The following is an 11,880-nucleotide window of genomic DNA, read 5'->3' on the forward strand; positions in this document are numbered from 1 at the left end:
ATCTCCTTATTTTGGATTAGTTGTTTCCCCAGTGAACACTTGTTTATCTAATGCCTTCTTTTTAGTTGAATATAAAAATGTTTCCCTAGTGCAAATTTTACACGCAGCGCATACAAAAAAGCAAGAGGATTTTTCCTCTTGCTTTTCGGTTTAAATGAATCGTTGTTTTCTGCCTAAATTAATTGAGTATACAGGATCGATGTTTCGAAACTCACGGCATTTGTATCGAAGTTGTAAATTTTTGCTCTGACCTCTGTTCAATTGTTTGCCTTGGCTTCAAAATATATAAGAAGACGAATTGCAGGAGCAGGGGAGATTTAAAAGGAATATGAGACATAAGCAATTATTAATCATTGAGGACGAAGATTCCATCCGTGACATATTGTCTTATTCTTTGCGAAAGGAAGGGTTCGTGATCCACGAAGCGGCGACGGGGACGGAAGGGCTTGAAATGTTAAGCCGGCTCAATCCCGACCTGGTGCTGCTGGATTTGATGCTGCCCGATATGAGCGGGTTCGATATTTGCAGGCATCTGTCAGCCGATGCGAAAACGCCGGTCATTATGATTACGGCCAAGTCGGATATGCTGGACAAGGTGCTGGGCATGGAGCTGGGAGCAGACGATTACATCACCAAACCGTTCGATATTCGGGAGGTCGTGGCGCGTATCCGGGCGATATTCCGCCGAATCGATCTGATCAGCGAGACGCTGGAAATTGAATCGTTCGAGGTTATTCGCTTGGGGAAGCACATCGAGATTCGCAAGGACGAGCGGGAGGTTTGGAAGGACGGAAAACGCACAGGACTGACAAACAAGGAGTACGATTTACTGCTCTTTCTCGCAAGCCATAACCGCAAGGTGTTTACGCGATCCGAACTGCTGGACAAAGTATGGGGATACGACTTTGCCGGCGACACCCGTACAGTGGATATACACGTGCAGCGGATCCGCAAGAAACTGGACGGCGACGGTCAGGGAGCTTCCATTATCGAGACGGTGTTCGGCGTTGGTTACAGATTGGACACCCAGGTGCGGACATGAAGTGGACGATCCAGTTCAAAATGGTATCCCTTTTTTCGGTCATCGTATTTATCGGCTTCTCTTCCCTGCTCATCCTTTCAAACAAAGTGGGCGAAGAGAATATGTACCGGGAAGTGCATGAAGACATGATTCAGGTCAAAAAAAATCTGGACATTGCGCTCAATCAATATTTCCTGATTCACAACAAACGATTGAACGAAAAGTCGCTGGAGGCGGGAAGCCGGGACCTGGAGGAGCAGATCGGGGCCGCGGCGGGCGGTAAGGTTACGCTTTATCACCCGGATGCTTCTCCGTATAATGCGTCTTCCAGCCCTGCCGTAATTGCCTCCGAACGGCCGGATATACAGTCTGCCGCCAATTCGCAGATCGCGTACTCCACATCGATGCAGAAAGGTAAACTCATCTCCAGCCTGTCCTTTCCCGTCATGTCCGGCCGGCAAGTCATCGGCATTATTCAATTGGAGAAAAATTATACGGAGCTGTTCAAACGGCATTTACGCTTTCAAAATACGGTCAAATATTTGGCGGCGGTCATTTTTGTATTTGTATTTATCGCATCCGTCTTCATTTCCCGGCAAATTACCAGACCGGTCCGCGTGCTCACTAAACGCTCGGTACAAGTGGCGCAGGGCAACCTGAATGCGGACGTGAACATCTCCACGAAAGACGAGATCGGCGAACTGGCTTCCAGCTTCAATGTCATGATCAACCGCGTGCGGGAGCAGATCGACGTGATTGAACGTGAACGAGATGAGGTAAAACAGGTGCAGGCGCGCAGCAAATTATTTTTTGACAATGTGACCCATGAATTAAAAACGCCGTTGACCACCATTCTGGGGTATGCCCAAATATTGCGGGATAATGGATTTACGGACAAAGCGTTTTTCGACAAGGGCTTGGACTACATTATTAATGAAAGCAGGCGCCTGAACGTGATGGTTGCGGATATTTTGGAATTTTCCGTAGCGTCCGCCGCGATGCAGGCCTATCGGTTCGAACGGATCGATGTGTCGAAGGTCGTTCGGGAGGCCTGCGAGGACATGGCGATCAAGGCGGGCAAATATAATATCGCCATCCATTATGAACTGGAGGAGAACCTCCATATCCGGGGCGATCGTCATAAGCTCAAGGAAGCGTTCCTAAATGTGCTCGATAACTCGGTTAAGTACGGATATGTTAATTCGATGATCGAAGTCCGGTCGTTCCGGTCGGGCAATTCGGCTTATATCGTGATCAGCGATCAGGGGGAAGGCATCAGTGAAGAGGCGCTGAAACATGTGCTTGAGCCGTTTTACCGGGTGAACGGGGTGAACAGAAAAGAGAGAGGAAGCGCCGGCCTCGGCTTGTCCATCGTAAAAAATACAATAGAACAGCATGGAGGAACCATCCAAATGTTAAGTGCAGTGAACCTAGGGACACAGGTACACATCCATCTTCCGGGAGAATGGCCGGCATGAAGAACCGGGAATTCTGGACAAAACATCGCGATGTGCTCCTATTGACCATTTTGCTGGCCGCCTTTGTCGGCGGCATATTCGGGGTCGGAGCTTTGTTCGACATGAACGGTTCCAAACTGAGGACGGTCATTCTCCCGGAAGCGCAATTCAGCAGCCGTCTCGCCCCTCCGCCAAACAGTACGGTTCAGATTGAGGCCGCGATCAAGCTGCCCAATGATTTTGCCATCTACGATTTTGAAGTCGCTGATCAAAACACCTTGATCCTGAACCGGCCGGAAAACTCTTATACCGGCATCAAAATTTCCATGCTTAAACTGGATGACAACCATGTGAGGGATCTTGCGACGAACACCGGTTACGGCGTAGTCTTGAGCCCCGATCGGAAGAAGATGATCTTTTCCGAATATCGCTCACCGCAGGCACAGCAAACAACCTATGAGTACGATATGAAATCCGGGCAGCGGCGGAAACTGGCTGATGACAATTCCTTTTACCGGGAGTATATCGGCAACGACGCATACATCGGGCACGATAATCTCGTATTCAAAATGATCGATTTAAATTCAGACAAGAAACGCTTAATATACAGCGATGAAGAAATCATAAAGCTGGTTGCCAAGGAGAATCATATCCCGAATCCGGATGACGTGTGGATTCTCTTCAATATTGAGTTCAGCCGGGATTTGCAGTACTTTTATACTCTTGTCGGCTGGAATAACACGACCATAGTATACCGCTTTCCCGTGAATGGGCGGAACAATCCAGTTGCGTGCACCCCCGCGGAGGAAATACAGCAATTCAGAGTGCTCAAGAACGGCGATATACTGGTTCAGGGCACTGTGAACAAGGTGCCGGGGCTATTCATATACCAAGCCGCCTCAAAGCGGTTCGATCTTCTGATGAAAGGCAACATCTGGAGCTTCGATCTAAATGAAGATGAATCCCGGATTGCTTATTTTAAGGCGCTTGAAAACCAAAAAAATGAGCTGCACATGGCTTATCTTGACGGCGACAAGTTATTGTCGGACACGGTGGTGTATCGTAATATCGATAATTTTGTCAATCTGAAATGGAACGGCGACAATCTCTTTGTTGTGAGCAGCTCTATGGAAAAAAGCGAGATTTACCGCTTCACGTTCCGCGCCTGGTAACACGGCATAACATACTCATATTTTACAACTTGGATACAATTGTGACCGAGACGGATACAACTGCCAATTATAATATTTTAGGTTATAATGCAAGTTCAACCTCTTATACTTCTCCATTTTGAAAGGAGCATCTCCATGAAACATCAAGCAGCCGCAGCCGTGCTGTTTCTGTCGTTGTCCGCTGTCTTTAGTGCGCCGTCAGCTGCTGCGTCTACCGTTCCGGGCGGTTCGGCAACTGATCGGGCGACACCGTCGGATGCCAAGGTTGCTGCGCCAGAAGATATAGCACAGGCAGCCAATATAAGCAACAGCGCTCAGCAGCAGGAGCTTACTCTCGACCAAGCCAACGCATGGGCTCAGGCCAACAGCTACACCTTGAAGACAGCCGCTCAGGACCTCGAACGCAAAGATCTGGAGCTAAAAAAGAGCACCAATGCCCTGGGAGCCTTACAACTTCCATCTAATCTGGAAGAATCGGATTCCACAGCCAGCAACGCTGCTTGGAGAGACTACACCTCCGCTAACCTGTCCTACCTGTCCGCCAAGAAGCAGACTGAATTTGCCAAAGATAAGGTTTATTTTCAGACCATGAAAGCCTATTACGCCATTATCACAGCCGAGAATCAGGTCAATGTCGCTCAGGAGTCCGCTCAAATCGCCAAGCTGGAGGAGCGCATTGCGATCGCCAAGCTATCCCGGGGACTCATCTCGGAGAAGGGCAAGATCGAAAGCACGAAGGCGCGCTCGGATGCCGAGCGGACATTGGAGGAACGCAAAACCGATCTGCAACAGGCCAGGGACGAGCTGAACACCTTGATGAACAAGCCGAAGGGGACGGTCTTTCAGCTTGTGGATTACCCGGTTTACCAGGAGCCCGAGCCCATGAATATCGAGGCGCATATTACAGGCTTGCTCCAAAACAATCCAACCATCTGGCAGCTGCAGGACGCTGTCAAAAATGCAAAGATCAGTCTGCATTATTATAATTTCCAAGGAACATCCGAAGATTATGAAATGGTCAAGCTGGATTTGAAAAATGCCAATGAGGCGCTGACCAACGGCAAGGACGAATTTGCCGAATCGGTAAGATCTCTCTATACCGCGCTGCAAGAAGAACAGAAAAAATACGTACAACTGCACGAAGATCTGAAGATCGCCCAGGCTGACCTAGAACTGGCTCAGAAGAAGTGGGAACGCGGCCTGATCGTAGAACTAGAGTTGATCAAAGCTCGCCTGAGCGTCGATCAATTGAAGCAGCAAATTAGCGAGCTGGCCACGAGACTGATCCAGTCCAATTATACCTTGAACAAACCTTGGAGCAGTTAGCCAATGCTTCCGAAGCGAGTTTTGTACGAAGCCCATTCAGGAAGCAACGCTCACAAAACTGAGTCTATGCTTCCGATGCGAGTTTTGTACGAAGCCCATTCAGGAAGCAACGCTCACAAAACTAAGTCTATGCTTCCGATGCGAGTTTTGTACGAAGCCCATTCAGGAAGCAACGCTCACAAAACTTTCAGGAGGAAGTTACATGTCGCAGAACCAAATGAACAACGCGCTACAGCAATTACGCAAGAAACGCCGCAAAAAATGGATAATCAGCCTCGTCGTGCTGCTCGCGCTCGGTGGCGGCGGAGCTGCCGTATATAGCTCAATGCATAAATCCGCGCCAGAGATGGCAGCGATCCCTAACGAAGCGATCGTCGTGAAGCGCGGGGACATCACCGAGACGCTGTCCGTCACCGGAACAGTCAAAGCCTCCAAAGAGGTGAATCTGAACTTCAACAGCACCAGCACGGACAAGCTGGCCGAGGTGAATGTCAAGGTCGGAGATCAGGTGAAAAAGGGACAACTCCTGGCCCGGTTGAACGATACGGAAGCAAAGCTGCAAATTCAGAATGCCGAGGACACGCTGCGTATGGCCCGTTCCAAGTTGGCCGAGGCGACCAAAGGACCAAAGGAAACCGAGGTGGAACTGCAGGAATTGAATGTACAAAAGGCCGCGAAAGCACTGGAAAATGCCAAGAAAAGCTATGATCTTCAGGAGGCCGAGGAGCGGCTCAAGACGGCCAAAAGCGATCTGGAACTGGCAAGGAAAACCTATGAAGATCAAAAATTCCTAAACGAGTCCGGGGCCGTCTCCACCAAGGAGATGGCGGAAGCGGAGCAAGCGTGGGAGAAGGCGCAAGCCAGTTATGACGCTACGGAGCTGCAAGTACGCAAGACCCGCGATCAGATCGAGAGCAGCATTGAGGATGCAGAGTTGTCCTACCGTAGCGCCCAATTAGAGCTTAAAAAGCTCAAGGCCCCGCCGGAGGCGGATACACTGGAGAATCTGCGCATCGACATTAGCCGGGCTGAGACCGATCTGGAGCAAAAGCGCAGTGAGCTGAACAAACTTCAGATTACAGCTCCCTGGGATGGAGTCATCCTCAAGGTCAATGGCGACGTGGGGACAAGCCCCACGGCTCCGTTCATCGTAATGAACAACTCCAATTCCAATGACCTGAAGATTGCGACCAAGATCAACCAGAGTGACATTGTTAAGGTGAAAACCGGACAGAAAGCCATTCTGACTACTACGGCTTATCCTGGCGAGGAATTCGCGGGCACCGTCACCTTCATCTCTCCCGAAGTCGCTACAGAGGAGGGTGTAAATGCCTATCCGGCGGAGATATCAATCTCTAATTTGGACAACAAGCTGAAGACGGGAATGATTATGAATATCGCCATCGAGCTCAGCAAGCGTGAAAATGTCTTGTTTGTCCCCGTGACCGCCATCCAATCGGACGGGGGAGCAGACGGAGTCTATGTCGCCGCCGATCCTTCCAATACGTCTGTCTTTGAATTTAAGCCTGTCGAGCTGGGACTCTACACTACAGACCGCGTAGAGCTGAAGTCGGGGGTCAATGAGGGCGACACCGTTGTCATCCCTGCTCCGGGAGGCGCCGGAATGATGAATGCCTCGGGAGGAGCTGTCTTCCCATGAATTATGTAATGGAGATTAAAAATCTGAAAAAGATCTATCATGTAGGCGATCAGGAAATTCATGCGCTCCGGGACGTTAGTCTGTCCATTACGGAAGGAGAATTCGTCGCTGTCATGGGTCCGTCGGGTTCAGGCAAATCCAGCATGATGAATGTGATGGGCTGCCTGGATTCGCCTACCTCCGGCGAGTTCTATCTGGACGGATACTCCATTCTGGACGCTCGTGAAAGTGAGCTGGCCTACATCCGCAATGAGAAGATCGGCTTCGTATTCCAAAAATTCCATCTGCTCCCGCGATCTACGGCGCTCGCTAATGTAGAATTACCCATGCTCTATGCGGGCGTGCCAGCCCGGGAGCGGCGTGAACGTGCGATGGAGGCGCTGGTGAATGTCGGATTGGCAGAGCGGATGTACAATAAGCCAAACGAGCTGTCAGGCGGACAGCAGCAGCGTGTTTCTATTGCCAGAGCGCTTGTCACCAATCCCGTGATCCTGCTGGCGGATGAACCGACAGGGGCGCTGGACTCGCGGACCAGCCAAGAAATTATGGAGATCTTTCAGGATCTGAATGACAACGGCAAGACGATCGTACTGGTTACCCATGATATTGAGGTGTCGGAGTACGCCAAGCGGCTGATTCACTTTCGCGACGGCCAAATAGAACAGGATCATCCGGTGGAGAACCGGAGAATCGCGCGAAGGGAAGTGGCGGAGGAATGAATATGCTGGAGACGATTCGTGTAGCGCTGAGCAGTCTGCGCGGCAATCTGCTCCGTACGATCCTGACGATGCTAGGGATTATCATCGGGATTGGGGCCGTCATTTCTATTATGGCGATTGGCAGCGGAACGACCGCCAGCATCACGAAAGAAATTAACGGCTTGGGCAGTAACCTGCTCATGATTTACCCATATATACCTTATGATGAGGACAATTGGATGACGATGGCCCAGCCGAAGGATTTCACGCTGGAGGACGTGAAAGCCATGAAGAAGCTCCCCTCTGTCGCCGATGTAGCACCCAGTGCCATGAGTTCAGCGAAAGCCACGTGGAATCGGCAGGTGCTCAATGCACAGATTGAGGGGACCTCGGGAGCCTTTTACCGCGTCAAAAAGCAATCGCTGGCCTATGGGCGTACTTTCACATCTTATGAGGAAGACAACCGTGTTAACGTGGCCATTCTCGGCTCCGATGCGGCTCAAACTCTTTTTGGCCAGTCATCGGCCAAGACCATAGGAGAGACCATCCAAATCAAGGATATCCCGTTTAAGGTCATAGGGATTATGAGTCCCGCGGATGCGATGCGCAGCTACACGAACAAACAGATTTATATCCCGATCACGACGGGGATGAATATGTTCGGGCAAATGAATATTCAGGAAATAAACGCGTCTGCCGTAACATTTGATAAAATAGATCAGGCTCGGGCGGGGATTCAGCAGCTTCTGCGCAGCAGTCACAAGCTGAAACCCGCGGATCAGGATGATTTCCAAATCATGACCCAATCCGAGATTATGCAAATGTCCACCGGAGTGAATGATACTATGAATCTGCTCCTGCTCGGGGTTGCCATAATTTCTCTCATCATCGGCGGGGTCGGCATTATGAACATTATGCTCGTCTCGGTAACCGAACGGACGCGGGAGATTGGAATCCGCAAAGCGATTGGCGCTCAGCGCAGCAATATTTTGACCCAATTCCTGACCGAATCGGTATTCATCAGTCTGATTGGCGGAATCATCGGCATTTTCGTTGGAATCGGCGGAGCCAAACTGCTGGAGAAGTTCGCGGGTATGCCGATAGAATTCTCCTATGAGCCGATTATCTATTCCTTCACCAGCAGTGTGCTGGTCGGGATAGTCTTTGGAGTATATCCGGCACTGAAGGCCTCCAAGCTCAAACCGATTGATGCCCTGCGTTATGAATAAGATTTGTAGCGGAACGGAAACTAAAACCCGTCAAAAGCCTTGTAAAATCAAGGTTTTTGACGGGTACTTATAATTGTAGATAGCTATGAAATATATCTTGAATGTCCATAGCATTACTCGTTCTTTCTAATCGCCTGACTCTCCAAGCCCTTTAGTTCGGGCACAGTGACAAAGATATAGCCATTTGATTTATAGTAATCGATAATCTCTGGAAGCGCCTTGATCGTGTTACTCAGGTCTCCGCCTCTCCCCCCTGAAGAATGCATCAGGATAGTGACCTCCCCCTCAGGACCGGACTTGACGGTCTCAAGTATGTCAGAGGCGGAGGCGCCGTCCCAATCACGCGGATCGACATTCCATAAGGCCATGGCATGCCCCAATAGGGCGATCTCCTCCTCTACTCGATCCGACTTGGCTCCATAAGGAGGGCGCATAAGCACCGGTACAAATCCGACAACCTCATGAATGGCTTCATCCGTTTTTGTAATTTCCTCACGCATTTCTTTTTCACTGATCTTGGCTAAATTCCGGTGACTCCAGGAATGGTTGCCCAGGGCATGCCCTTCACTAACGATGCGCTCTAAGACCTCAGGATATTGCTCGACTCTTTCACCTATAACAAAAAATGTACCTTTTACTTTTTGTTCTCTTAAAATATCAAGTACTTTTCCGGTATATTTTCCGTCCGGTCCGTCATCAAAGGTCAAGGCCACTACTTTTTTGGATTTGGGAGCCGAAGCAGGAGCAGGAACCGGCAGGTAAACAGGTTGTTTTTGTTCTATAGGATTGGCCACTAAAGAAGGAACGGCAGTTTCTACTGTTGATTTGCCGGACAAGTGGGCGGGAATAGCCGCATAGATCAGAGCAATTACAAATCCGGCCAAAACTAGGAGTCTAAACAAAAGATGATTTCTACGCATGATTTTCTCCTCAACGCTTTTTGTTTCGTTGGATTTATTATAGAGGGATCTTGTTTCGGATTTCAGAAGACTTGTATCGAGATTGTAAATTCTAAGAATATTGATCCATCTTCCGGATACACTCCTAAGCATGCAAAAAAAATCAGCGACCTGCTCCCAAACGATGTTGTGAAAAGATCGCTGATCCATGTATTGTTCAATTTTAGGGTTCTTACTCCGCCTTGTTATTCTCAGCGGCCTGGCCGTTCGTTTGCTGGTTTTTCGCCTTCTTCGGCACGCCGTCGAGGCCATATTCCTGATCGTAGGCATCGAAAATTTTACGGGCCACCGGCGCGGCGCTGTAAGCGCCAAAGCCGCCTTCCGGTATCACTACAGCGACAGCAAGCTTCGGATTTTCGCGCGGCGCAAAGGCGATAAATACGCCGTTATCTCTATTTCTTCCGGCACCCCATTGCTCCGAGGTTCCTGTTTTTCTGGCAAAGTCATACGGGAAGCCGGAAAATGCGAAATTCACGTCAGTGCTCATCCCAGCGATAACTTCTTTCCAATATGCATTATTAAATTTAACTTCGTTGAGTACTTTCGGTGCAAATTCCTGAACAACATTTCCTGCGGAATCGGTAATTTTACTGACCAGATGGGGTTCCATCCGCTTGCCTCTGGTGGCAAGCGTCGCCGTATACTGCGCCAGCTGCAGCGTGGTATATTTCCCCTGCTGCCCAAAGGAAGCATACGCCAGCCGGGACAAGGCGGTTTCCTTATCGTTCATATACTCCAGCTTGCCCAGATACTCCTGCGGAAGATCCACGCCCGTGGATACGCCAAGGCCAAACTGCTTCATATAGCTGTCCCAAACATCGATTCCTTTGGCGCGGTACTTATTGTAAAGTCTCTCCCCAACCATGTTGACCATAAAAGTGTTGGAGGAATGCTTGATTGCCGCTCGCGGATCAATTAAGCCGTATGCGCTTCTATGTGAATTTTTGACGCTCGACGAATTGTTTTTCCCGAAATAGGCAATCCCCGTATCGTTGTATCGATCACTCGTCGTAAACAAGCCTTCGTTTAAGCCGATCAACACGGACAACGGTTTAATCGTGGATCCAAGCAAGACGGTAGATTCGAAATCATGTCCCGACCGTCCCGAACTAAATGGGGTAATTGTCCCATTCATATAATTGCTTGAAATCTTCTTCCAATCATCAGGCGAAACACCGCCCGACTGCCAGACGTTCGTATCGTAATCCGGCATGCTGGCCATCGCCACCACGTTTCCGGTATCCACTTCCATAGCTACGGCATACCCGGTTTTGGCGTTGGGATGAACTTCACCGGACACCGGGTGCGTATGCACCCACGCAATTTGGTCCAAAATCGCTTGTTCGGCCACAAGCTGAATGTTTTTGTTGATGGTCGTGTGCAGGTCGTTTCCTTTCACCGGCGGCGTGATCTCCGGAATGCCCGTGGCCATGTTCCGCGGATCGATCGGGACGCTTTTGTACCCGTTTTTGCCGCGCAGCTCGCTCTGATAATACAATTCCAGCCCGTCGTAACCGACGTCCTCGTTTTCCGTGTACTGCATATCCGGCGGCGTATCTTTTTGCGCGCGGATCTGTTTATAAAAATCAAGGTTCGTCGAGGCATTGGAGTACTTCCGGATATACCCGATCGTCTGCACGGCTACCGTATCCGGATCGTAATGCCGGATGCTCTCTTCGACGATATCAATCCCCGGGAACTGATCCTTCCGCTCCAGAAAATAAGCGACCTCTTCCTTGGTCAAATCCATTTTGATCCGGCGCGGCGAAAATCCGTTTTGCTTCCGGTAATCCAGGTCCATGGCTTCGATGATGGCGTCCTTCGTCATCTTGGAATCCGCTTTGCCGTACTTGTCGAACACTTCTTTTAATTTATCCGCCAAGGCCAGCGCTTCCGGACGGTTCTTTTTCCCCTTGTCCGTCGTATTGCTGTAATCCTTCTGCAAAGTAATATAGAGAGACTGGACGGGCGTGGAATACGCCAGCTTCTCCCCGCCGGCCGCATAGATCGTGCCCCGCGTGGGCGCCAGCGGCACATCCTTCACCCGCAGGCTGCTTTCCTGCTTGGACAGGGTTGGGCCTTCCACAAACTGCAAAATCGCCAGCCGCACAATAATGACGGTAAAAATGGCAAATGCGCTGAAGAAAAACATGTTCAGCCGTATATTAAAATGTCTCTGCATCGACGCTTCTTGTTCGCGCGGATCTTCACTGTAGACGCGTTTCACTGCGATTCCCCTACTTTCTTCCCCTGATGAGTCGTTTATCGGCATGATCGAGGCAACCGTTAGCCTTATCTATATTAACATAACGCAAGAATCGTAGCGAAGTTACAGCATGATTTCTTTTTTACCAGCTC

General features: G+C 49.9%; 9 protein-coding genes. 7 read left to right on the plus strand and 2 right to left on the minus strand.

All coding sequences use genetic code 11. The annotated features are described in order from the left end of the window. The first annotated feature begins 328 nt into the window (after positions 1 to 328). The 7 genes from NYE69_RS29665 to NYE69_RS29695 all read left to right on the plus strand — a co-directional run bounded on the left by NYE69_RS29665 (position 329) and on the right by NYE69_RS29695 (position 8,563). A complete protein-coding gene (locus NYE69_RS29665; protein ID WP_328270313.1) occupies positions 329 to 1,042 on the plus strand; it encodes a response regulator transcription factor in 714 nt (237 codons plus the stop codon). Further along, positions 1,039 to 2,499 carry a sensor histidine kinase gene (locus tag NYE69_RS29670; protein WP_328270312.1) on the plus strand — a complete coding sequence of 487 codons (1,461 nt, stop codon included), beginning with the start codon at positions 1,039 to 1,041 and terminating at the stop codon, positions 2,497 to 2,499. Before NYE69_RS29665 ends, NYE69_RS29670 begins: the two co-directional genes overlap by 4 nt. Continuing rightward, a complete protein-coding gene (locus NYE69_RS29675) occupies positions 2,496 to 3,650 on the plus strand; it encodes a hypothetical protein (protein ID WP_328270311.1) in 1,155 nt (384 codons plus the stop codon). The genes NYE69_RS29670 and NYE69_RS29675 overlap by 4 nt, the downstream gene beginning before the upstream one ends. A 135-nt stretch (positions 3,651 to 3,785) precedes the next feature. Further along, complete coding sequence (locus NYE69_RS29680) at positions 3,786 to 4,976, plus strand: TolC family protein (protein ID WP_328270310.1); 1,191 nt, start codon at positions 3,786 to 3,788, stop codon at positions 4,974 to 4,976. A gap of 202 nt (positions 4,977 to 5,178) precedes the next feature. Beyond that, on the plus strand, positions 5,179 to 6,636 hold the full coding sequence (locus tag NYE69_RS29685; RefSeq protein WP_340929584.1) for an efflux RND transporter periplasmic adaptor subunit: 1,458 nt from the start codon (positions 5,179 to 5,181) through the stop codon (positions 6,634 to 6,636). Then, entirely contained in the window at positions 6,633 to 7,355 is a 723-nt protein-coding gene (locus NYE69_RS29690) for an ABC transporter ATP-binding protein (protein WP_328270308.1), read from the plus strand. The genes NYE69_RS29685 and NYE69_RS29690 overlap by 4 nt, the downstream gene beginning before the upstream one ends. Then, entirely contained in the window at positions 7,352 to 8,563 is a 1,212-nt protein-coding gene (locus NYE69_RS29695) for an ABC transporter permease (protein ID WP_328270307.1), read from the plus strand. The genes NYE69_RS29690 and NYE69_RS29695 overlap by 4 nt, the downstream gene beginning before the upstream one ends. A 113-nt stretch (positions 8,564 to 8,676) precedes the next feature. On the opposite strand, the gene NYE69_RS29700 is transcribed toward NYE69_RS29695, so the two are convergent. Together NYE69_RS29700 and NYE69_RS29705 are read right to left on the minus strand one after the other, a co-directional pair. Further along, positions 8,677 to 9,483 carry a polysaccharide deacetylase family protein gene (locus tag NYE69_RS29700; protein ID WP_328270306.1) on the minus strand — a complete coding sequence of 269 codons (807 nt, stop codon included), beginning with the start codon at positions 9,481 to 9,483 and terminating at the stop codon, positions 8,677 to 8,679. 211 nt (positions 9,484 to 9,694) lie between these two features. After that, a complete protein-coding gene (locus tag NYE69_RS29705; RefSeq protein WP_328270305.1) occupies positions 9,695 to 11,749 on the minus strand; it encodes a peptidoglycan D,D-transpeptidase FtsI family protein in 2,055 nt (684 codons plus the stop codon). Positions 11,750 to 11,880: the final 131 nt, after the last annotated feature.

This window comes from Paenibacillus sp. FSL R5-0527, assembly GCF_038008055.1.
GTDB lineage: Bacteria > Bacillota > Bacilli > Paenibacillales > Paenibacillaceae > Fontibacillus > Fontibacillus macerans.

What these genes read in the sequence shown, in the direction of transcription:
- NYE69_RS29670 (WP_328270312.1), top strand. Translation starts at nt 1,039, where the DNA reads ATGAAGTGGACGATCCAGTTCAAAATGGTATCCCTTTTTTCGGTCATC.
- NYE69_RS29700 (WP_328270306.1), bottom strand. Translation starts at nt 9,483, where the DNA reads ATGCGTAGAAATCATCTTTTGTTTAGACTCCTAGTTTTGGCCGGATTT.
- NYE69_RS29675 (WP_328270311.1), top strand. Translation starts at nt 2,496, where the DNA reads ATGAAGAACCGGGAATTCTGGACAAAACATCGCGATGTGCTCCTATTG.
- NYE69_RS29665 (WP_328270313.1), top strand. Translation starts at nt 329, where the DNA reads ATGAGACATAAGCAATTATTAATCATTGAGGACGAAGATTCCATCCGT.
- NYE69_RS29680 (WP_328270310.1), top strand. Translation starts at nt 3,786, where the DNA reads ATGAAACATCAAGCAGCCGCAGCCGTGCTGTTTCTGTCGTTGTCCGCT.
- NYE69_RS29685 (WP_340929584.1), top strand. Translation starts at nt 5,179, where the DNA reads ATGTCGCAGAACCAAATGAACAACGCGCTACAGCAATTACGCAAGAAA.
- NYE69_RS29690 (WP_328270308.1), top strand. Translation starts at nt 6,633, where the DNA reads ATGAATTATGTAATGGAGATTAAAAATCTGAAAAAGATCTATCATGTA.
- NYE69_RS29695 (WP_328270307.1), top strand. Translation starts at nt 7,352, where the DNA reads ATGAATATGCTGGAGACGATTCGTGTAGCGCTGAGCAGTCTGCGCGGC.